This is a genomic window from Peribacillus butanolivorans (genome assembly GCF_001273755.1).
GTDB lineage: Bacteria > Bacillota > Bacilli > Bacillales > DSM-1321 > Peribacillus > Peribacillus butanolivorans.
Window position 1 is genome coordinate 2494873 of sequence record NZ_LGYA01000001.1, and the last position, 23214, is coordinate 2518086.

Genomic DNA, 23214 nt, shown 5'->3' on the forward strand with positions numbered 1-23214 from the left:
GGCTAGTTCACGGATGAGACAGCCCCTTGTAGCTAAAATGGTTCTGGTGCGAAAACTTCAAGATCATTGCAAGTAATCTCTAAATCTTGGACATACTGATACTATTACTCTAAAAAAGGTGCTTGATCAGTATGGAAAAGCGAAATTTATTCAAATGGAAACATGATCATCATGACAAACGAATCCGTCGTCATCTCAAGCAAACCAATGACTATTGGAGAGTCGATGAAACATATATCAAAGTAAAAAGTCAATGGATGATACCTTAACGTGCTGTCGATTCGAAAGGCAATACCATCGATTTTTACCTAAGCAAAACAAGAAACCACAAGGCTGCAAAGCTATTCTTCAAGAAAGCTTTGCAGTCTTTTCATATTTCTGAGCCTCGTGTCGTGACAGTCGATAAGAATCCAGCTTAACCTATAGCAGTTGAAGAATTGAGAAAAGAAAAAAGATGCCATTTAGGAATCCAAATAAGGCAAGTGAAATATGTTAATAACATATTGGAACAAGTTCATCGGTTTATTAAAAAGCGAGTTCGTTCGATGTTAGGATTGAAATCCTTTCGCACAACTACATCCATTATTTCTGGAATAGAAGCGATGCATATCATTAAAAAAGTACAACTTGCTTTACGGGACAAGTCTGTCCAAAATCAAGTGAAGTTCATTCCTCAACTATTTGGAATGGCTGCATAAGAACAGATTCTATTAAGAATCTATAGACCCCTTTCAAATAAATACAATCTTTGCACCAGAACCACTTATAGGAACTCTTATGTAATCTAGTTGTATATAAGATCATCTTGAGAAAAAATAAAAGGACTAAATAGGTGCAATTTAGTCCTGAGTCAGTAGTTTCTAATTTATTCAACAGTTGATCTAGATTCTGGCTGATCTCTATCGTTTGAGGATCCATGAAGCCTTTTTCAAGGGCAGAAAATGTCATTAGTTCTCTGATGTTTTCTATTTCTGCTAATAATAATCGACATTGGAGACAACAGGTCTTCGTGTGGTTTTTAAATAGCAAAATCATCACCCGGCTAACTTTGGTTGGTAGTTTACAATTTTTATAAGTTATTAAAATTATTGTATGATTAGGACGGAAGACATCAAGCTTCCCCAAGTGAACGTTATGTTAACTGAACTTTTATAGAAACTACGTATATGATGAGAAAAGGACAAAATGATTTGCAGGATCAGTCTGTCCAAAATCAGAAAGAATTCATCCATCAACTTTTTGGAAACTAGATTCTACTAGGATTTTATGTGCCTCTTTCAGACGATTACAATCTTTGCACCACACCCAAATAATTTCTTCTCTAAAACACTATTTACACAAATTCTGAACAAATTTAGGGAGAACAAATGATGCTTTATGCAATTCAGGCGTGTAATACTTTGTGTCAAGTTCAAAGAAACGAGAGACATTTACATCCAGTGGATCATGTGTCTTCGCTCCAAGCGTAAATGTCCACAACCCACTCGGATATGTTGGAATATTACAAGTATAAAGGCGAGCAATCGGGAAAATCTCTTTTGTATCATGAATCGCATCTCGTATCAGATCCCCTTTAAACCAAGGATTATCTGTCTGGGCAACGAAGATGCCGTTTTCCTTTAATGCCTTTGATATTCCCGCATAAAACCCTTTAGTAAATAAATTAGCAGCTGGCCCTACAGGCTCGGTGGAATCGACCAAAATGACGTCATATTCATCTTCACTATTTAGAATATGCATAAAGCCATCACCTACACTAAGCTCTACGCGCGGGTTGCTGTACTCAGAGGCGATATTGGGTAAATGCTGCTTTGAATATTCCACTACTTTTTCATCGATTTCAACTTGAACAACATTGGTAACGCTTGGGTGTTTCAATACCTCCCGAATCGTTCCCCCATCACCGAGCACCTTTTGTGGATTTAGATGAGTATATAATGGAACATGAACAATCATCTCATGATAGACAAATTCATCCTTTTCGGTGGTCATAACCATTCCGTCAAGTAGAAGCATATTACCGAATTCTTCGGTTTGAATCATGTCCAATTGTTGATACTCTGTTTTCTCGGAGTGAAGGTTTTTATTAACTCTTGCTGTAATACCAAAAGACTCAGTTTGTTTTTCTGTAAACCATAATTCCATATTCGATTTCTTTTCCTTTCTATATTTTTATTTATATGATCAGACATAAGATAGATGAACTCGAAGCAGATGGCACTGCTTCGGATGCATTTACTTCTATCGGATCATACAAAATTGAAAATTCGATTAAATCTGTCTATATTCACTCTTTAATGATACCTCACAATAAACGATAGTTCATTGGCGGCTGGTCCTCCGACGTCGAGAATCAGGAACCTGACGTATAGACAAAATCAAGCCTTTTCTCACCCCGTCATACCATCTTTATAGAGTGATAGATATAATATAAACCTTTGCGTTTCACAAAGGTCATGCTTTTTTAATGGGAATTTTAATTTCAAACATAACTTAACTAGGATTATCTGTAAGGGTTATATTAACCTAAACGATTTGCAATGCATCACTTCGATGCCACTGAGTATATAATTAGCTGTATGAAATGATTTGAACCCTAACATAGAGCAAACATGCTTCTTAATAAAACGGTAATCTTGTTCTACTATATTCTTGAGATATCTAACTTGCCTTATTTGCATGCCTTCAGGTATATGTTTCTCTTCTTAAAATCAAAGGTAAAATGAGAAATGAGTGATTTTGGTGTTAATTGGATATGCACGTGTGTCACTCAAAACATCTATTACTCTGTCAATTGGTCGTAAACAATTTTGATGAACGGCTCCACGAATTGAATGTTCATAAAAGTCATATTTCTTCTCCAACACTGAAGAAATATATTAAACTGTAGCCTCGAGAGGAACTTGATTGTCGTCAGCTGCCACCTTCTTCTTGGCTTCATCCTCTAACTTCTGATTCCGTTCAATCTCTAGCGCTTTTGGAACAGAAATACGATACGCTAAGATAATGGCCAGGATAGCACCAAGAAACTTTCCAACCATTACCGGAAAAATAATAGTTGGTTGGAAATTTGCCGGGAATGCGAGCTGATCACCAATCATCCAACCACCACTAATCGCATAAGCAATCGTTAGTACCTTATCTTTAGCAGGCATGTCCTTAATGATTTTAAAAAGGGCTAGTGGATTAGCTGTAGCAGCAATAACTCCTGCACTACCGATGCTGCTCAAGCCCAACATCTTACCAAAAAATTGAAGTGGCTTAGCAAAATATTTTTGAATAGCATGGACCATCGGAAACGCGCCCGCAAGCATAATACCGATATATCCGGCAATTTCTAACCCTCTAAACTGATCTTCTTCATCCGCAATAATCGGATCAAATCCCCAGCTTCCGAACACCGTCGAAAAAACACCAGTAAAATATTCTACAATCGAAAAAACTAATACCAACTTCATCGCTGCGCTCATGAAGTGACCGATCCACATAAAACCTTTAATCATTAAATTAGGGAACATCCGTAATCCAATCGCAATAAATATCCCAACCACAGTCAAAGGAACAAGGTTAATCAAGATCGTGCCTATTGACATCGATAATTGATACGTCGGCTCAGCCGTTGTACTAATCGTTTCTCTAATCTTTGTGTCCATTAAAGCAAGTATGCTTGTTGTAATAAATACACTGATTGGTACGGTAAGGACTCCTGACATCATTCCCAGTGCTAAATATTTATGATCACGTTTTTGTAGCATCGCCAGCGCAACGGGAATCGTAAATATAATATGCGGTCCCATAATAATTCCGTTAACCGTAGCAATAATCCAGTTTTCGCGAGTGCTAGCTAATACATCCGCAAGTTGGTAACTACCCATATCACTAGAAATCAACGTCGTTGCCGCCATCGATGGATCGGCACCAATCGCGGAAAAAATAGGACCAAATACAAACTCAATAAATTTTGATAAGTACGGAATCGACGCTAAAGTGGCTGCAATTGGAATGAAAATAGGACCAATCGTATAAATCCCCTGCATAAACTCCTTTCCCATTCCTTCATCTTCATTACGGATTGCCGCAATTGCCCCCATAACAGCAAAAGCCATAATGACATAAATAACAAGAGTGCCTAAGTTCTCCATAAGTTTCATCCCTTCTTAAATGGCATAAATGGATTCTTACAAAAATAGAAATCCTAAGAATACTTTTTGAGTATTTGCAATATTAATGCCATTTTTGCAAAAAAGGACAAATTCACCCTTCGTTTCCTAATACCATCTGATCTCTTCTACGAAAAAACCTCACCAAACAAGGTCATTTTAGAACAACACTAGTAAAAAAACAAAGGGGATATTTTATTATCATATTGTAGTGGAGTAAGGTGTGCTTATGCAGATAATAATAATGTACTCAAAATTGCATATCTGAAATTAGTGAATCTGTTGATTAACAATAAAGATGTTTAATTACAAATAAAGTCGTTACATTTACAATAATGTTGTTTAAAAATGTCATCTTTAATCACAGGATAAATATTACAAATATGTTTTTTTTACTTATAATAGATAGGTATTTACTTTATATAACATTCAGAAAAGGAGGGTTTAATGAAGCGTAAATCTTTGGTATTAGCTGCTATTATTGGAGTATCTATACTAGGTTTCGGAGCACCTGAAGCCAGCGCAAGTGAATATGTATATTTTGAAACTGAAGATGGTAAGTATGAAACAACAGTTAAGACAACAAGCACATATAGAAATGTTGAAATAGCTGTAAATATAGTAAAAATTAATAGAAGTACAGGAGGTCGAGTTGCATACAATGACGCAAGCCCTGCATGGGGAGTACAGATTCCTTAACGGTTAGAGATAGCCTTCTTCACCATCTATGTGTATATGGGCAACATTTAGGGCAAATATTTGGAGAAGATGACTACTCTAGAAACTCCAAAAGACTTAGCCAGCGGGAAATTGAAGTATTGAAGAAAATGTCTTGGGGTGAAAGCACGAAGGTAATGGCTGTATCCCTTGGTATTAGCGAATTTACCGTCCAGAATTATGTACAATCCGCCATTCGAAAACTCGAGGTGTTTAATCGAGTGCAAGGAGTGGCTGAAGCCTTGCGCAGAGGGATCATCCAATAAAAACACCTCATCAACAACAAAACTCTCCTTCGCTGAAGGAGAGTAAGCTTGTAGAGAATGTAGCGTGTTTTTTCTCTACAAGCTTCCGAATTTTCATCTATTTTTTTATTTAATTAAATCGATTTCTTAATACTTGAAACCCGGCTCTTCCATACATCATTCGTTTGATTGTTTTCAGACGGTTCACATGACCTTCTACTGGATCTTTGCTTCATTCTTCCCGGATAGCTAATCTGACCGCAGCGATATCCTGTTGAATACCGCTGATGAATGTCTGGATGAACGGATTATCAAATGTCTTGTAATCTTCAGCCCACTTCTCCAATTTAGCATCTTCCTTTTCCTTCAGTAATTCTCTAAAGGAATGTACAAGCTCATTGAGATTGCTTATCACGGGGAAGGTTTGGATCAATTGGGGATACAGCTCGGCAATTTGATTGATGCAATCTTTGTTTTCTGAATCCCAGAGTAGTTGAATGATCTTTTGCCGAAATGAAAAAGTCTTCTGACCGTGTCATTTTGTTTGTTTGCGTTCCTCTGCAATCATGGTATTCAAGGTGGAAAGTGATCCTGTAGAGCCTTGTGAGCGACATTCCTGCTCAATCTGCTTTGCCTTCTGTCCCTTCTTGACCAGTGAATGCACCAATGGACGGGTATTTTGGGAGAGGCGAAGCCCGTTGGTGGTTCTGTCTCTCTGTTTGTCACAAGTCTGAATAGACTGTGCCTCTCGAAATGTAGAGTTCCCTTGCAATGGCCTTCACACCATAACCTTTTGAAAACAAGGACTGAATCCGTTGAATGCGCACCCATCTTTTTTCTTCATTTTCTAAACGGATAAGATACTTTTACGTAGTGGTACTTCATTTGATTCGGCCATGACCACCTCTTCTTAGGCTCCATTATGCAGGTACATGACTGAAAATTGCTTTTTTATCACAGCATCGAACAGTTGGCGAAGGATATGCCATTGGTCAGCCACCTGCAAAATGGTTGGCGAAGCGTTGGAAACTGCTTTCGCAGCCCTTTGAGTCATCCCGAGTAATCAAGCTGATCTCGGAATGTTTGGTTAACCACAGATATACCTATTCAGGTTTACGCGAATTGATCCAACGGCCTATGATTTTTCAAATCAATGAACACTGTACCATAGGACATCCGCTTCTTGAATGCAAAATCATCAATGCCTACGAAAGGGAGAGTGACCTGGTGCTCCAGCCATACCATGGTTCCAGTTGAAAACGTTGCAACTCCACGTTTTTTTTCTTCTTCACTCAAGCTGAGTATCTTATTGGCGGCTCCCTTTACTTTAAATGCTCCAACCTCATGAACATTTTCAAGCTTTTAAAAAAACAGGACGTCCAATTTTTTCTGATAGTATAGTAGATTGAATCAATGGAGTTCTACCTACAATTGAAGATTCGTTTTCTTGCTTCCCAAACTTCACGGATTTTCATATCTTTTCTTTCCTTTGTTAGTTTTGTATTAGTCATGTTATCCTCCCCTCCTTGATCATTATTATTGATATTCATATGATAAATACTAATTCTTTCTATAAGATATATCAATTGTCAAAACTGACTATAAAATGGCGAAACTTTTCATACAGTTTGTTTTATAAAACTATTAATCTGTTGAGTTTACATAATACTAAAAAAGATGAATCCAGCCCATATATTAGGCTATTTTTAATATCTCTTTCGTATTTTTTAACTAAAAAGTCGTCTTTTTAAGGCCTAAATTCGTTATGGCTTTAACGGCTGTAATCTCTCCTGATTTCCATGGGTTATCGACTTGATTTTGTTCCACTCTTTTATTGAGATATCTAAAAAATTGCCTTAGTTGTATGCCTTCAGATTATGTTTCCCTTTTTTAAATCTTGAAGTGCTATAGGGTAGGCAGTGTTCTCATCTACTGTTTACACGAGAGGTTTAGACACGTACGAAAAAGCCAAGGCTTTCTTAATAAAGCGCTTGGCTGCATGTTTATCTCTTGATTTGCTTAAATACCAATCAATCATATGCCCTTCTGTAAGCACAACTACTTGAACGTCACCTGTGAACAACGACTGTAATGCTTCTCCCCCAAATTACTCACCTTACATTTTCTTTTTATGCCATATTAATGTTACATTAGTTATTACATCTAAATGCCAAAAGTATTTCCACCATTAACTGATAAACATTGTCCCGTAATAAATTTTGCTTCATTGGATGCCAAAAATACAACAGCATTTCCAATATCTCGAGGCTCACCCATTTTACAAAGAGGAACGCCTTTTTTATATTCACTCGTATCTATTCCCTCGTGTCTTTCTACTGGGATAAAACCTGGATTTATTAAATTGACCGTAATGCCAAAAGGTCCTAATTCACTTGCCCAGGAACGTGTCATTCCAAGTTGGGAAGACTTTGCTGTTACGTAGTTTGAAAAATTTGGATTTCCCATCTGAATAACTTCGCTTCCGATATTAATAATTCGACCTTCGTTTTTTTTCTTCATTCCAGGTAAAATAGCTTTTGTTAATAATAAAGGTGCTTTTACGAAGAAATTAAGTTGATCTAAATAATCGTCCCATGTACTTTCTTCAATAGATAACTCAGGTTGAGGGCCAGTTGCATTATTAATTAAAATACCAATGTTTTCACCGACTTTTTCCTCAGTTTGTTTTACAAGGTGTTTTACTGATTCCTCATCTGTCACGTCCCCTTTGACTAATAGAGCTTTTCCTCCAGTAGATAGAATGAAATCAACGGTTTGTTGTGCTGCTTCTTGGTTATTTGCATAGTTGACAATAACTATTGCACCTGAATCGGCTAAATTTGCACTTATATGTCTTCCAATTCCTCTTGAACCGCCTGTAACTAATGCAATTTTCCCATTTAGATTGTGAGTCATATTACCATTCCCCCTCCAATTTTAGAAATCCTACATTAAATTAAGCAACATGAAAATTTGAAAACAGAGAGTGGATTCTTAAGCTAGTAAGTTAGAGGAAGACATGAACTGTATTTTAGGGATTGTTTTTTATTTCTCACTCTTCTTCCTAACTATCTTTCTAGTAACGGGCTGTGACCATTTTTTTTCTTGTGAAGAATTCAACGCCATCTGTACCATTGGCATGCAGATCCCCATAGAAAGAATCTTTCCAACCAGAGAATGGAAAGAATGCCATAGGTGCAGGAACCCCTACATTCACACCTAGCATGCCAGATTCGATATTTTCACGGAATTCGCGTACATTTGCACCACTATCTGTATAAATACAAGCACCATTTGCGAATCGAGAATTGTTAGCCACATCAATTGCTTCTTCTAATGTTTTGACACGTACAATAGATAACACTGGTGCAAAAATTTCATCTTGCCATATTTTCATTTCTTGTGTTACGTTATCAAAAATAGTTGGCCCAACAAAGTAGCCTTTCCCGTTCACAGCTGCATCTTCACGGCCATCACGAACTAATTGAGCTCCTTCTTTCACGCCCGAATCAATGTAGCTAAGCGTACGTTCTTTATGATTTTCACGAATAACAGGTCCTAAGAATACATTCTCTTCTAACCCGTTGCCAATCACAATATTGTTCGCTTCTTCTACTAATCTGTCGATCAATTGATCTGCAATCTCTTCTTGCACAGTTACAATCGATGCCGCCATACAACGCTCTCCAGCTGAACCGAAAGCTGCCCCAATAATTTGTTTCGTTGCTATATTTAGATCTGCATCATTTAGCACAATTGAATGATTTTTCGCACCAGCCAACGCTTGAACACGTTTTAAGTTCTCTGTTCCTTTTTTGTACACATACTCAGCTACTGGCTGTGAGCCAACAAATGAAATAGCTTTAACTAATTTATGTTCAAGAAGGCCATTTACCACTTCATGGGCACCATTGACGATGTTTAGTACGCCTCTTGGTAAACCAGCTTCTTCAAATAATTCTACTATTCTTGCAGCTAAAAGTGGTGTTCGCTCTGATGGCTTCAATACAAATGTATTACCACAAGCAATCGCAAGTGGGAACATCCAACACGGCACCATCATTGGGAAGTTAAAAGGTGTAATACCACCAATAACTCCAATTGGATAGCGATACATACCAGACTCAATGCCTGTTGCAATATCAGGAAGCTGTTTCCCCATCATTAATGTAGGAGCTCCTGCTGCAAATTCAACACATTCGATTCCACGTTGTACTTCCCCATGCGCCTCGTTAAAGCTTTTCCCATTTTCAATTGTGACTATTTTCGCTAACTCATCCCAATTTTCTACTAATAATTGTTGGTATTTAAACAGGATACGCGCTCGTTTTGGCACAGCTGTTTTTGACCATCCTTTAAAGGCTTTGTTAGCTGCTTGTACAGCTTGCTCTACATCTTCTTTTGTTGAAAGTGGTACTTGAGCAATGACTTCACCTGTAGCTGGATTATATACAGATTCCGTTTTGGCCGTAGATGATGCTACCCATTCACCGCCAATATAATTTTTAATTACTTTTGTGTTAGTTGTAGTTGACATTTTGTATTCTCCTTTTTAATAAACTAGTAGACTTTTATGATTTAATTGTATTTTTGCTGGCCTGAAAATCATAATCAAAACAGTAGTAATATAGATCAACTATTTCTTGGTGAGATGGCACTTTTGGGTTATTTGCGGGACTGCCACTTGCTATAGCATCAGTTGCCATTTTATGAACTACTTGTTGAAATTTATTTTCATCGATTCCCCACTTTTTCATATTCGGGATATTCAAATCGTAACAAAGCTGCTTAATCTTATTGATAGTCACATCTGCTAACTCTTCATTTGTCGAAGTTTTCAATTCGGGAGATATAACTCTTCCAATTGTTGCTAATGCATCGATGGCAGATTCTTTAGTAAATTCGAGTACCGCTGGAAGCAACATGGCATTTGAAATACCGTGCGGCACGTGAAATAAAGCTCCAATTGGTCGTGACATCCCATGAACTAGCGTGACGGAAGCATTAGTAAAAGCAAGGCCAGCTTGCATAGACGCAATTGCCATTTTTTCTCTTGCATCCAAATTCTCTCGGTCTTCATAAGCTATTCTTAAATGATTCAAAATAGCTTCTATCGCCGAAAGTGCAAAATTTTCTGTTAATGGTTGTGAAAAACGTGATATATAAGCTTCAATTGCATGGCAAAGTGCATCAATTCCTGTTGCGGCGGTAACTGGAGGTGGTGTTGAAATTGTAAGAATTGGATCCACAATAGCTACATTTGGAAGGAATGATGGATGTTTAATCATCATTTTAATATCTTCCTTAGTATTGGTGATCACTGTTACGTTTGTTACTTCTGAACCAGTTCCAGCCGTAGTTGGAATTGCAATGAGAGGAATAGGTTGTTCCTTTATTGTAGAATTCCCTCCCATATAATCACCAATATATCCACCATTGGTTGCTACTACTGCTACAGCTTTGGCAGCGTCGATGCAACTGCCTCCTCCTACCGCCACAATGACATCACATTGCTCTCTTAAGCAAAGATTAAGTGCTTCATTGATATGTAAATCCGTCGGTTCAGTGTTAACATCCAAATATGAAACATAAGAAACATCTGAACCTTCTAAATATTTTCCGCATTTTTTTACAAGACCTATTTTCTCCATTATACGATCACTTATCAAAAGTACTTTATTACCATGAGCAACAACTTGTTCCCCAAGCTGAGTTAAAGAATTTTGACCGTATATAACTGAGTTAGGCATACGAAACTCTGAATATCCTCCCATAATTCGCCTCCTTTCATTATCTTTTTTCTTTCAAAATAATGCTCAATTCTCCTTTAATAAATGTCATAACATTAATGTGCTCCCATCCTTTAAAAAAGAAGACTCCTGATGAACTCAGAAGTCATCTCTTGTTTCCCTAAGCCCACTTGTTGTTGTTTAACTCTCTACTTTTAAGAGTCACATTTTTTCATAGTGCTTTTAATTTGAAATATTAATATTATGATTAAAATGCCTCTCTATATCCTCTTTACTTACATCAGCTAAAGAATTTGGCCTCCAATGTGGTTTACGATCCTTCTCAACTAACACAGAACGAACTCCTTCATAGAAATCATGATTCTTCATAAAATTCATACTTAATTTAAGCTCCATATTAAAACATGAAGTAAGTGACTGATTATTTCCCTTCTGTAATTGACTTAAAGTTACTTTCAATGAAGTTGGAGATTTAGATTGGATTGTAGATTTTGTTTTAGATGCCCAATCGTCTCCTGAATCAGCCGCCACACCCAATGAAATAACAATTTCTTCCAGAGTTTCATATACAAAGTGTTTATCTATTTTTAATTGCAAGGCGGAGAGAGGAGATTTTTCTACTAGATGAGAACAAAAGGAATCTAGTAACTCACAAATTTGTTTCCTTGCATCGTCCAAATTCCAATTTTTATTTTGAATCTCGTAAATGAATTCCTCCCAACGAGTACTTTCCATATAACGATTCGCAGCTCCTACATAAATTACATCAGCAGGCTGTATAGTTGCCCCAGTTAGCGCAAGGTAACGTCCTACATGACCAGGCATTTTATTCAGAAAGTAACTTGCGCCTACATCAGGGAAGAAACCGATATTCATTTCAGGCATGGCCCATTTTGTTTTTTCTGTAACAATCCTTTCACTTGCCCCGACAGATAATCCCACACCACCTCCCATAACAATTCCATCCATATAAACAAGAATTGGTTTTGGGTATTGATGTATCATTAGATCCATCCGGTATTCCGTAGTAAAGAAACGGCGGGCATGCTCTTCTACGTTAGCGTTCCGTTGATTATAGAAGAATCGCATATCACCTCCAGCACACAAACCTTTTGTTCCTTCTCCTAAAATACAAATTAACGACACTTTTGGATCTGCTCTCCACGTATCTAAAGTTGTCTTCAGACTCTCTACCATTTCTGCAGAAAGAGCATTGAGTGCCTGAGGACGGTTCAGTTTTAACCAACCTACTCCCCGGTCAATATTACATAAAATGTTAGTTTCCATTTAAACCTCCATTGACTTAAGGATTATGTTAATAGCAAGAGGTTAACATCTTTCCAAGTAAAGGAATCAATCTCTTTCTACTACTCGCATGTGAATTTCTGTAGAATGACTTTTTATACCCCAAGAAGGGGAAGGAGTCCATAGTACCAAAACACCAAGATTGACTCCCGATATTTCTGCATCAAGTTCATTTCTTAATTAGCAAATTGTCTTCGTACTCTAGGCGGAGACGTGCAGTGATGGCATGACCCTCCATCCGTTCTGCATCACAAATCGCTGCAACATGTGGAGCGACTACTCTAGTTCCCTCTTCCGATACTTTCTGGTACGTCAGAGTTTTTAAGAATTTTCCAACCCATAACCCGCCAGTATAACGAGCTGCGCCGTCAGTAGGCAACACATGGTTTGTCCCAATTGCTTTATCTCCATATGCAACCGTTGACCGTGCTCCAATAAATAGTGACCCATAGTTGGTTAGTCGATCAAAATACCAGTTATTATCGCTCGTCTGAAGTTCAACATGTTCAGAGGCGATCTCATCAGCTACTTGAAGTACTTCTTCCCGGTTGTCGCATAAAATAATCTCACCGCGATTTTTCCATGCCTGCTCCGATACTTCAGCAGTCGGCCAAGAGGTCTTCAACCACTGTTCCACTTCCTCGATAACCTTCTGTGCAAATAATTCCGAATCAGTGACCAATACCACCTGGGACGTGGGGCCATGTTCAGCTTGTCCCAATAAATCAGCTGCAACAAGCCTAGCATCGGCGCTCTCATCAGCAATCACCAACGCTTCAGTTGGACCTGCTAGTAAATCGATACCTATCGGGCCGAATAGTTGTCGTTTCGCCTCAGCCACATACGCATTACCTGCGCCTACGATCATATCTACAGGTTTGATACCGTCCACACCATACGCCATTGCCGCAAGTGCTTGAACTCCGCCAAAGCAGTAAATCTCATCCGCACCAGCAGCTGACATCGCGTAAAGTTGTGGTGCATGAATGCCCCCTTCTCTGGTTGGAGGAGCGCATGCGATAACGCGTGACACACCCGCCGCCTTTGCAGTTGTAATCGTCATAATAGCAGATGAGATGAGAGGATATCTTCCACCTGGTACATAACAGCCGACTGCATTCACAGGGACTAACTTATGCCCAAGGGTGACGCCGGGCATAGTTTCGACCTCTAGGCTACTTATTGTGGATCGTTGACGTCTAGCAAAGTTATCTACCTGTTCACGGGCAAAATCAATACTAGCTCGCAATTCAGGTGGCGTTTCTCGTCTTGCCTTCTCAATCATTTCTTCATCGACACGGAACGATTCAGGGTTCCACGTATCAAACTTTTGCGAATATTTTCTTACCGCTTTGATGCCTTGTACTTTCACATCCTCAAGGATCTGTTTAACTGTCTGACTGATTTCTGGACTAGCAGATTCAGACGCCTGTTCTGCACTTTTTAGATAAGTAATCGCCATAGCTTATTCTATCTCCTTTCGATTTAACAACTTTTATTCAAAATTGGAAGTTCATTTTAAATATATCTTTTGCTTTAAGAGATGAATCATCGAAATTATCAAGATTCATCTCTTAAAGATCAATATTTTTTATTTCATGTTTTGCAATATTCTATAGGTTCTTAAGGTGACTGATTTTACAAAAGTAAGTGCATTTAGTATTATTTTTATATTAATTACCTATTCTCTATCATAAATAACTAGTTTACCTCGTGGCCCAACGGATTCCTCGTATAGTCAGTTCCATTACCTCAGGGATTTCAAACTCCTTGGTACTATGTCCCAATGTGTGATAAAACACTCGACCTTTTCCCCATTGTCTCTTCCATGCTACTGGCATCTGGTTGCCTTTCAACCAAGTAAACTCATCCCCGTCCATCACAGTAGTCGCAATCACATCATTACCGGGATCCGTATGCATATAGTACTGTTCTGAGAACAACTTAAAGCTCGAAAGTCCATCCGTCAAAGGATCATCCTTTGGAAAATCAACTTCATACTCTATAAAATCACCTGGATGACCGAGAACATGCCCCCCCAAAACCATCTTGAAGAACTTATGAGGATGACTACTGTCGAATGCCCCGGCTAATGCATGCCAACCAACTAGACCCACGCCTCGCTCGATGGCTTTAACCAGCGCCTGTTCTTGCATGATACTGAGTCCATCGACAGTCCAGATAGGAATAATTACATCAAACTCATGTAAGCGATTTGACTCCAGGATACTTAAGTCATCAGTACACTCCACTTCATACCCCTCAAGCAAACGATCAACTGTCAAGTCAGCCAATTCGGTTGGATAATGCCATTTCCATCCGCCATGTAATACCAATGCTTTTTTTCTATTCATTTGATTTCCCTCCCAAAAAAATCAAATTTTACTTATAGATGTTGCTGAAGTGATCGGTGCTTCGCGTAATCATCTCGGCGTTCTTTATCCATGTAGTCCGCCACTGGGAAGTCCCACCAACCTGGAGTAAATGGACCTGCTGCATCCCTAGAAGTCATTGCTTCTATTAATGTAGGTCCATCTGCTTCTAAGGCTTCTGCGAGAGCTTTAGCCACTTCATTTGGCGTTTCTGTTCTCCAAGACTTAAGCCCGAAATTTTTAGCTACTTCAGAGAAATTTGGTGTGTACGGCTCTCCATTTTTCAAACTAAATTCAGCTCCAATATGCCGATTGGTCAGTTTGCGCTGGCCACCGCGAATAGACATATAACCCATGTTGTTTAAAATCAAGAAAACTACAGGAATATTGTGCATCACTGCCACCGCAATCTCAGGTAATGACTGCATAAAATCCCCATCACCAACAACACATACAACTTTTTTATCTGGCTTTGCCAATTTTGCTCCGAGAGACGCTGGAACAGCCCACCCCATTGGTGACCAGCTTCCTGAGTGAATATAAGTCCGTGGCTCATATAAAGGAAATCCTTGTTTAATTACACTTTCACAATTCCCTGAACCTGCAGCCACAATTCCGTCACGAGGAAGTACTTTACGTAATTCAGCCAATACACGTTGTTGGGTCATTGGTGAGCTATCACTCTCTCGGCGCGGAGCAAGCTTTTGTTCCCACTCTTCCTTTTTCTGTTCAATCTCAAGATGATAACTACCGCGACGTTCATTCATTTCCTCTGCCTGCTCTGGCGTTATGATCTCCAACAGATCCTGGAGGGCAAACTTTGCATCGGCTACAATTCCCACTTCTGTTGGATAGTTCTTTCCAATCTCCTGTGGATCAATATCAATGTGAATGAGCTTGGCTGGAGGGAAAGAGTACGTCACTCCCTTTACATAACTTGAAGAAGAACTATCCGTGAATCGACAACCAACTGAGACGACTACGTCTGCATTCGCTGCTAGAAAATTGCCGCTAGTTGTTCCCGTATGACCAATTGCCCCCGCAAATAGAGGGTGATCCTCAGGCATTGCACTTTTTCCATTCCATGTTGTTACTACAGCTGCCCCAACTACTTCCGCCAGTTGACGCAATTCAGGTGAAGCTTCTGCCGTGATGGCGCCACCTCCGACAACAATCACTGGTCGTTCAGAGGACAACAGTAATTTTGCTGCGGCTTCGATTGCCTCTGGGTCAGGACGAAGTCTTCCCATCGGCATTCTTTTCTTAAGATCATGAATTTCAACATCTGCACTTTCAGCTTGTACGTCCATTGGAACTTCTACATGTACGGGACCTGGTCTTCCACTCAACATAGAGTTAAAGGCACGGTGCATAATGAACGGAAGCTCATCAACTCGGCTGACTTCCCAATTTCGCTTAGTTACTCCTTCAGTGACGCGATTAAAATCGTTAGAGTGGTAACGATCTAATTCCTGCATGCATCCGTGACCACGCATATGGGTTCCAACCCCACCAGTAAGAAGAAGAGTGGCCGTCGAGTCGGCATAGGCTGCGGCTAATCCAATTATCGTATTTGCTGCACCAGGACCCACGGAAGTCATAGCAGCCATCGGTTTTCCAGAAGCACGGTAATATCCGTCTGCGAGATGAACAGCACTTTGCTCGTGCATCATCTGGATAAAGGGAATTTCACAGCCTTCCTGATGGAAAGCATCCATGAGTGTCCAGCTTCCATGACCAGGAATACCTGCAACATAAGGAACTCCATAATTTTTTAAAGCCTTCGCAATAATTTGACTACCTGTTAATGTCTTACGACTACTTGCACCATTACTCAATTTTTCGACTTCATTTTTCACGGTATCGATTGATTTGCTCATAATTTTTCTCCCTTTCTCGTTTTGTTGACCGGTTCACCTCTACGATAGACCCAAAATTGAATCACTCTTATCAGGATTACCTTTTATATTTAGTTTTTTGTTGACCGGTCAACCTTAACATATTTGGTTCATACTTTTTCTTTGTTGACCGGTTCACTAACAAAACTAACATTTTAATAATTTTTTGTAAAGAACAATTTTTATATAATTTAATATATTCAGATAAATAGATCTGCTATCACACATGACAATTCCTTCTTAAACTTGTCTCATAGCAGTTATCTTTTTTTCATAACAAAGTGCTTGGAGGCTCCACCATTACGGTCTTCTATCATTTAGCTCGTTAAGAATTTGTCCATGATATCTGTCTAGCTTATAGAACAGGAGTGGAAGAATCTGAAGTGCTGTGAATAAAATGCCACTAGTAAACAGTATAATGGAGATGGCGCTTCGAGCTCCATCCGTAATTGCGTTTGGGTCATACCCCGCCCATCCTAATGCATACCCTACGAGTGCAGAACCTATCGCAATACCGAATAAGGTAGCGAAGCTATATGAAGAATATAGCAAACTTTCACTTTTCTTCCCAAATTTCCACTCTTGATAATCAACTGTATCACTCAACATCGCATAGATCGCTGCAAAACTCACTCCCATTAAAATGTAGGTAATAAGCATCAAAATAGTAAAAAGGATAGTTTGTTCACCTAGAAAGATTAGAAGAATAAATGATAATAAAGCTCCGGCAAGGGCGATGAGATTTCCATTTCTATTACCAAATCGTTTTAAAATAGGGCTTGCAATTAGGCCACCGACGAAGTTGCCTCCATTGACCACTACCAATAAAATTGTAGCCATTGCAGGTACGTTTAGAACATACGCTGCATAATAGATAATGATACCAGACACCGCTCCTAGTCCTAAGTATTGCATTAAACAACTAATAGTAAGCAATATCCAAGGTTTATTTTTAAACATATTGATTACTTGTTTCCTAGTTTCATCTTTATCTCCTATTTCTGTATACTCTGCAAATCGTTCTTTACAGTTTTTAAAAACAAGGAAAAACATTATTGTACCAAGGATAGAATATAAGGCCATCACAATTGGGAACCCCACTTGCTGATTTCCATTCCCGAAAAGGCTGACTAATGGCAAGGTACAAAAAGCTACAATAGTAGCACCCATCCCCATTCCCATCGTACGATAACTACCTAATTGTTGCCTTTCATGCTTATCTTGTGTCATCATTGTTAACATTGAACCATAAGGAAGATTGACCGCTGTATAACAGAGTCCTAGTAAAAAATATGTTATATATGCATATATTAGTTTCCCGGTGTCTGAAAAATCTGGTGTAATAAAGGTTAATACACTCAGAACCCCAAGAGGTATGGATAGGTAAAGCAAATATGGCCTGGCTTTTCCATGTTTACTTTTAGTTCTATCAACTATAATGCCCATCACTGGATTAGCAACGGCATCGCATATTCTTGTAATTAAAAACAAGGTGCCAACTGCAGCTGCTGAAATACCATAAACATTGGTATAGAAAAAGAGTAAATAACTCGCGGTCATGCCCCAAATAAAATTTGAAGCCATATCTCCTAATCCAAAGCTCACTTTCTCCATTACACCTATCTTATTTGATCTGTCATTCAAACTTGTACTCGTTTTTAATGTATCCGCTTTCAATAATTCACTCATTCTTCTCACTTCCCTTCTTTTAATTACATACCTTACTCAGTTTTCGTACATTTAGTAATGCATCTAGTTTTAACCTTCATTGATTTCCATAATCAGGCCATTTTTACAATTTCACTTTGACACATGCATACTTTCACCAACTGGTAATATGGGCTTTTGCTTAAGTAGATGATTCCCAACACGCAACGCTTGTGCAACGATAGTTAGAACTGGATTTAGTGCTGCTGATGATGGGAAAAACGATGCATCCATGACATATAAGTTTTGAACCGTATGGGCTCGACAGTATTGATCAAGGACTGAGGTAGCAGGGTCATTACCAAAACGAATCGTACCGCACTGATGGGAATTTGTTTCTATTCCCCCCATCGGCTGAGCCACTAAGATTGGATATCCAGCCCTCTTAAGCATTTTTTTTGTCTCTTTAATTAATTCTTTATGAGCATTCATGTTATTCACTTTATATCGAACCTGAATCTTACCGTCTTCGGTTAAAGTCACGCGATTTTCATTATCTGGGAGGTCTTCGGACATAAGTAAGAAATCTATACTTCGCTTTGCAACACCGTTCAGAATTGGGTAAGGGATGAACGGCTTTTTATCTTTCATCATAGATCCTTGCAGTTTCCCAAGCATTTGTACATTTCCCATAGGGTAAGGGAAAGTAGAGCTACCAAAGTAAAAGTCATTAAGTGCAAATGTTTTTTGGAAGACAGTCGGATTTTCCTTAGGCTCCAAAGCAATGACCGCAGTGTTAATATGCATCATATAATTACGTCCAACTAAGCCCGATTGGTTTGCTAATCCTTCAGGATGCTTGGCATTCGCCGAACGTAAAAGTAAAGCAGATGAATTTACAGCACCACATGAAGCCACAATAGTGTCAGCCACTGCTATAAAAATTTTTCCATCCTTCTCAAATTCGACTGCAGTAGCACGACTTCCACTTTCATCTGTCAAAATTCGGTGAGCATAAGCATTTGTAATCATAGTTACATTCGGAGATTTAAGTGCTGGCTGTATACAGCACACATCCGCATCGCCCTTCGCATGGATATTACATGGGAATCCATCACATGTTTTACAGCGTATACATTTCCCGCCCTCGTGTAAGTCAACAGCCATAGGAAGATGTAGAGGGTTCAGTCCTTGTTTCTTCAACCTAGCTGCAATTTTTTCTAATGTCGGTTCATGAGGAACTTCTGGAAAAGGAAAAGGTGAAGACCGCGGGGGATCCGTTAAATCTTCTCCTGATTTACCATGTACAAGATAAAGTTCTTCAGCACGAGCATAGTAAGGTTCTAGGTCTTCATAGTCTATCGGCCAAGCTGGCGAAATACCGCCCTCATGTTTAATCTCCTTAAAGTCTTCTTTTCGTAATCGGTACATAACAGCACCATAAACTTTTGTATTACCTCCTACACAATAATTAGTTCCTGGCGAGAAAGGATTTCCTTGTTCGTCGTACCAGTATTCCTTCGTTTTATAGCGTTTTTCTGTGAATACTGCTTTCGTATTCCAATTTTCTGGTTCCTCTGGCAGATAGTCGCCACGCTCTAAAATCAGAATTTTCATTCCGCTGTCTTTTAATGCGTAAGCCAAAGTCCCACCACCAGCACCAGTACCGATTATAATGATGTCGTAGTGCTTTTCCATTTCTTTTATCCTCCCATTTTTTTAGGTGGATGCCAATTAGGATGATAAATTTCTGCTATCCTACTAACACTCAATTATTACGATGTGCAAGCCTTAAATAGACATCCGGGGATAATTGTTTCCCATCCACCCTTACAAAATCTTGCAAAAAACATTAACTTCATTTTTGTTGACCGGTTCACTTGATACAAGAGGTTCAAACTTGTCCCATCTGTTATCAGGCTCACCATTTACTTTTTTGTTTGTTGACCGGTTAACCTTTCTTGTTTTTTTTGTATTGAAAATATTTCTTAATAAAATTAACATCTAATTGCTTTTTTGTAAAGGAAAGATTAAGAAAATTTAATTTATTTAGAAAATTAAATCTAACCAGTTCTTTGTGTTGCATTAGAACCAACCTATCTTTATAATTTATATTAAGTTAACCGGTCAACGGAGGGATTATGGAAAAAAAAGTTACTATTCGCGATGTAGCAGCATATACAGGCGTATCACGTACAACCGTTTCTAATATAGTTAACGGTATAAACAAAACTTCGGAAGAAACAAAAGAAAAAGTATTGAAAGCAATTAAAGAGCTTAATTATCAACCTGATTTCACTGCAATCAGCTTGTCCAAGAAAAAATCAAATATTATAGGTGTCGTAATTCCTACATTTGATGATTCTCTTGCCCCTATTTTTAGAGAAAACCATTACTATACTGAAATTTTGGGTGGAATGGAGTATGTCTTTAAGAACCATAACTATGACCTCTTCATCTCTGGTATGATGAATCCTATTGAATTCAAAAATTGGATTCAAAAACGAAATTTAGATGGTCTCATTTTTTTAGGGTTATTTCCTGAGAGTGTTTATAACGAAATAAAAACGTTAGATATACCGATTGTTTTAATAGATAATTATGAAAAACATGGAGTAAACTATCCTAATATTAGAATTGATGATGAACTGGGCGGGTATATTGCTACAAAACATTTAATTGATAGGGGTCATAAACGTATTAGTTTTATGGGGCACGATTTAAAAACGATCTCAGTAGATGAAAAACGACTTAGTGGGTATATTAAAGCACTACAGGAAGCTAATCTTTCTTTGAATGAGGACCTATTATTTGATGGTACAGGTAGTTTTTATGAGGTTGGCTTTCAAATGGGGTTAAAGCTATTAGAATTAGGAGACAAGGCAACAGCTATTTTTGCAACTTCAGATATTTTAGCGGTTGGTATTATTAAAGCACTACTAGAACATGGAAAGAAGGTTCCAAAAGATTATTCTATCGTTGGATTTGATGATCTAGTAATTAGTCGTTATTCAATACCCAGTTTGACGACAATTAGCCAGAATGTATTTAATAAAGGAGTCCTTTCAGCTCAAACTATTTTAAATATAATTGAACATGGAACGTCTGATCCAGTAAGTATTAACCTTCCTATTGAACTTATAGTAAGAAAGTCTACATCATTTTTATAAATATTCATATATATGTTTCTTGTCACCTATGTAGTTTATAATCGACTTTTTATGCAAAACAATCCACCTCTATGTTAATAGAGGTGGATTGTTTTAGATCGATTTATATATTTTTATACCTTTTCTTACCATTTAAAAAATCCTTATAGACTAAAACAGCAACAACAATAAAACTTAGACTAACAACCCGGAAGATCATCTCTAAACTAATCCATTCAGCTAAAATACCTAATACAAAGGCGCTAACTCCAACACCAACGTCAAAACTGGAAAAAAAGGTTGCGTTGGCTGCGCCACTTTTTTCTTCACTTACCTTTTGAACCGTCCATGTTTGTAAACATGGCATAACAGTTCCATAACCCGCCCCAAATAAAATCGCAGCAATAATAAGATGAAGATCATTTGTCGCATAAGACAGCATAACAAGTGACAAAAATCCTAACACAGCTGATATAATGATGATAGACCAAGGTCCTTTTTTGTCATACCATTTTCCGGTAAACGGACGTAGTAAAGTTGCTACTGTTGCATTGATAAGGAAGAATAGAAAAATATGATCTAATCCCTTTTGTTTCCCAAAAAGAACTAAAAATGTAATAATCGCTCCAAAACCAAGTGTTGTAATAACCGTCAGTAACGCTGGGAACCATACGTCTTTTTCAAAAATCATATCCAAAAATCGAAATGGTTGCTTCTCACGCTTTACAGTAGTAGGTGAATATACAAATTGAAGCGCAATTACTGCCAATAGGCAGAGAACTACTGATGACCAAATTAAAATATCGAAGGAAAAAGAGTCATAGATAAGGATACCTATACTCGGTGCAATGATAGCCCCGACCGTTGTTGAAATAGAGAAATACCCCATTCCTTCTCCTAACCGTGTCTTAGGAATTAAATCGACTACTATTGTACTATTGGCTGTGGTTGATACCCCCCACGCTGCGCCATGGAAAAGTCGTAACAATAGAAAAAGCGATATAATATTAAGAAAAGGATACAGCATTGTAATAATCATTAAAGCTGCACTTGCACTAATAGCTAGACTTTTCCGTTGGTTATCAATTAAATAGTACCCTACAAAAGGTCTGATTAGAACAGCGCCTATCGTAAATAATGATGTCACTAAACCTACTTGAAAGGAAGATGCATTCATGCTTAACAAATAGACTGGCAAAATAGGGAGCAACATTTCAAACCCTATAAAAACTAAAAAGTTGCTTATAAATAAAAAAAGAAATGATTTATTAAAGATTCTTTGATTTTTCATATAATTATTCCTCGCTTCTAAACTATTTTTTCAAAGTTAGAAGCGTTTGGAACACTGAAACGTTTTTCAATTGCCTAAGTTTTTTAGTCAATTGACTCACCCTCTCTAAAACTCCTTAAAAATTTATCAAATCATTATATCAGACTTCCCCATTATAAACAAACGACTTTTTTAAACAACTATAATATAACTTAAATGAATTTATTGTAAATGTAACAACTTTATTGTCACTCTACACGATAGTTGAATAATCGAGTAGGGGGAAAATAAGTTTATTTTCGCCCCTCTCACAACACCGTACGTACGGTTCGCGTATACGGCGTTTCAATTTATATCACAGTGTGTACTTTTAGATAATGTTCTAAAGCAGAGGGGACTCCCCTCTGCTTTAGTCTTTTGTTTGAGATTGCTCTTTGGACGACTTTGGATACTCCTATGAATCGGTAACCTTTTCGACAGTAGGTTAATCCTTTCGCTTCTTCCTCCGGAATTCCTAGTTGAATAAGCGATTTAATTTGTTTCTTCGCTACTTTCCATTGTTTCCATATGATGACCCTAATTCTAGAGCGAAGCTTTGTGTCTATTCGTTCCGTCGTTTTTTTCATGTTTGCCACTCTGAAGTAGTTTACCCATCCAACTATTACTTGGTTCAATTTCAATATTCGGTAGTCTAGTGGAAC

At 38.2% G+C, this 23214-nt stretch carries 19 protein-coding genes and 4 pseudogenes; 5 read left to right on the forward strand and 18 right to left on the reverse strand.

Features of this window, described 5'->3' with window-relative positions; genetic code table 11:
* Positions 1-173 precede the first annotated feature (173 nt).
* Positions 174-698 (forward strand): annotated as a pseudogene (locus AKG34_RS26915) (IS6 family transposase); the annotation flags it as partial.
* Here the strand turns inward: AKG34_RS26915 and AKG34_RS26920 are convergent.
* The gene (locus AKG34_RS26920; RefSeq protein ID WP_083450761.1) at positions 667-1035 is read right to left on the reverse strand and encodes an aspartyl-phosphate phosphatase Spo0E family protein; all 369 of its coding nucleotides are present in this window, start codon (positions 1033-1035) and stop codon (positions 667-669) included. The pseudogene AKG34_RS26915 and the gene AKG34_RS26920 sit on opposite strands and share 32 nt — an antisense overlap.
* A gap of 137 nt (positions 1036-1172) precedes the next feature.
* Here AKG34_RS26920 and AKG34_RS27525 point away from each other — a divergent pair.
* Positions 1173-1250, forward strand: a pseudogene (locus tag AKG34_RS27525) (IS6 family transposase); the annotation flags it as partial.
* A 79-nt stretch (positions 1251-1329) separates the two neighbouring features.
* On the opposite strand, the gene speE reads toward AKG34_RS27525, so the two are convergent.
* The 3 genes and pseudogenes from speE to eutH all read right to left on the reverse strand — a co-directional run bounded on the left by speE (position 1330) and on the right by eutH (position 4142).
* Positions 1330-2145 carry a polyamine aminopropyltransferase gene (gene speE / locus AKG34_RS11440; protein WP_053346191.1) on the reverse strand — a complete coding sequence of 272 codons (816 nt, stop codon included), beginning with the start codon at positions 2143-2145 and terminating at the stop codon, positions 1330-1332.
* A gap of 371 nt (positions 2146-2516) precedes the next feature.
* Positions 2517-2705: pseudogene (locus AKG34_RS26925) on the reverse strand (DDE-type integrase/transposase/recombinase); the annotation flags it as partial.
* Between the two features lie 174 nt (positions 2706-2879).
* Complete coding sequence (gene eutH, locus AKG34_RS11445) at positions 2880-4142, reverse strand: ethanolamine utilization protein EutH (protein WP_053346192.1); 1263 nt, start codon at positions 4140-4142, stop codon at positions 2880-2882.
* A 465-nt stretch (positions 4143-4607) separates the two neighbouring features.
* Here eutH and AKG34_RS11450 point away from each other — a divergent pair, with 465 nt between their 5' ends.
* Both AKG34_RS11450 and AKG34_RS11455 read left to right on the forward strand, forming a co-directional pair.
* Positions 4608-4859, forward strand: a complete 252-nt coding sequence (locus tag AKG34_RS11450; protein ID WP_053346193.1) for a hypothetical protein — start codon at positions 4608-4610, stop codon at positions 4857-4859.
* On the forward strand, positions 4838-5143 hold the full coding sequence (locus AKG34_RS11455; protein ID WP_053346194.1) for a response regulator transcription factor: 306 nt from the start codon (positions 4838-4840) through the stop codon (positions 5141-5143). Before AKG34_RS11450 ends, AKG34_RS11455 begins: the two co-directional genes overlap by 22 nt.
* A gap of 701 nt (positions 5144-5844) precedes the next feature.
* On the opposite strand, the gene AKG34_RS29645 is transcribed toward AKG34_RS11455, so the two are convergent.
* From AKG34_RS29645 to AKG34_RS11505, 12 genes and pseudogenes are all read right to left on the reverse strand, one after another.
* Complete coding sequence (locus AKG34_RS29645; protein ID WP_161804926.1) at positions 5845-5949, reverse strand: helix-turn-helix domain-containing protein; 105 nt, start codon at positions 5947-5949, stop codon at positions 5845-5847.
* A gap of 286 nt (positions 5950-6235) precedes the next feature.
* Positions 6236-6418: a hypothetical protein gene (locus AKG34_RS29650; RefSeq protein WP_053346195.1), complete on the reverse strand. Its 183-nt coding sequence runs from the start codon at positions 6416-6418 to the stop codon at positions 6236-6238.
* A 519-nt stretch (positions 6419-6937) separates the two neighbouring features.
* A pseudogene (locus AKG34_RS28860) lies at positions 6938-7172 on the reverse strand (DDE-type integrase/transposase/recombinase); the annotation flags it as partial.
* A 113-nt stretch (positions 7173-7285) separates the two neighbouring features.
* Complete coding sequence (locus AKG34_RS11465; RefSeq protein WP_053346196.1) at positions 7286-8038, reverse strand: SDR family NAD(P)-dependent oxidoreductase; 753 nt, start codon at positions 8036-8038, stop codon at positions 7286-7288.
* Between the two features lie 160 nt (positions 8039-8198).
* Positions 8199-9659 carry a CoA-acylating methylmalonate-semialdehyde dehydrogenase gene (locus tag AKG34_RS11470; RefSeq protein WP_053346197.1) on the reverse strand — a complete coding sequence of 487 codons (1461 nt, stop codon included), beginning with the start codon at positions 9657-9659 and terminating at the stop codon, positions 8199-8201.
* 34 nt (positions 9660-9693) lie between these two features.
* Positions 9694-10896, reverse strand: a complete 1203-nt coding sequence (locus AKG34_RS11475) for an iron-containing alcohol dehydrogenase (protein ID WP_053346198.1) — start codon at positions 10894-10896, stop codon at positions 9694-9696.
* A gap of 198 nt (positions 10897-11094) precedes the next feature.
* Positions 11095-12159 (reverse strand): enoyl-CoA hydratase/isomerase family protein, encoded by a 1065-nt coding sequence (locus AKG34_RS11480; RefSeq protein ID WP_053346199.1) that lies wholly within the window; start codon positions 12157-12159, stop codon positions 11095-11097.
* Between the two features lie 187 nt (positions 12160-12346).
* Positions 12347-13639 carry a histidinol dehydrogenase gene (gene hisD, locus AKG34_RS11485; protein ID WP_053346200.1) on the reverse strand — a complete coding sequence of 431 codons (1293 nt, stop codon included), beginning with the start codon at positions 13637-13639 and terminating at the stop codon, positions 12347-12349.
* Positions 13640-13883: 244 nt separating this feature from the next.
* Positions 13884-14531 carry a ThuA domain-containing protein gene (locus AKG34_RS11490; RefSeq protein WP_053346201.1) on the reverse strand — a complete coding sequence of 216 codons (648 nt, stop codon included), beginning with the start codon at positions 14529-14531 and terminating at the stop codon, positions 13884-13886.
* 32 nt (positions 14532-14563) lie between these two features.
* The gene (locus AKG34_RS11495; protein ID WP_083450763.1) at positions 14564-16429 is read right to left on the reverse strand and encodes a thiamine pyrophosphate-binding protein; all 1866 of its coding nucleotides are present in this window, start codon (positions 16427-16429) and stop codon (positions 14564-14566) included.
* 318 nt (positions 16430-16747) lie between these two features.
* Complete coding sequence (locus AKG34_RS11500) at positions 16748-18136, reverse strand: MFS transporter (protein ID WP_053346202.1); 1389 nt, start codon at positions 18134-18136, stop codon at positions 16748-16750.
* Between the two features lie 111 nt (positions 18137-18247).
* Positions 18248-19792, reverse strand: coding sequence for a GMC oxidoreductase (locus AKG34_RS11505; RefSeq protein ID WP_053346203.1), 1545 nt, complete (start codon positions 19790-19792; stop codon positions 18248-18250).
* Positions 19793-20235: 443 nt separating this feature from the next.
* Between AKG34_RS11505 and AKG34_RS11510 the strand changes: the two genes are divergently transcribed.
* Complete coding sequence (locus AKG34_RS11510; protein WP_053346204.1) at positions 20236-21264, forward strand: LacI family DNA-binding transcriptional regulator; 1029 nt, start codon at positions 20236-20238, stop codon at positions 21262-21264.
* Between the two features lie 103 nt (positions 21265-21367).
* Here the strand turns inward: AKG34_RS11510 and AKG34_RS11515 are convergent, their stop codons facing one another.
* A complete protein-coding gene (locus tag AKG34_RS11515; RefSeq protein ID WP_053346205.1) occupies positions 21368-22534 on the reverse strand; it encodes an MFS transporter in 1167 nt (388 codons plus the stop codon).
* A 329-nt stretch (positions 22535-22863) separates the two neighbouring features.
* A partial coding sequence (locus tag AKG34_RS11520; protein ID WP_330219147.1) for a group II intron maturase-specific domain-containing protein occupies positions 22864-23214 on the reverse strand: 351 nt, incomplete at its 5' end.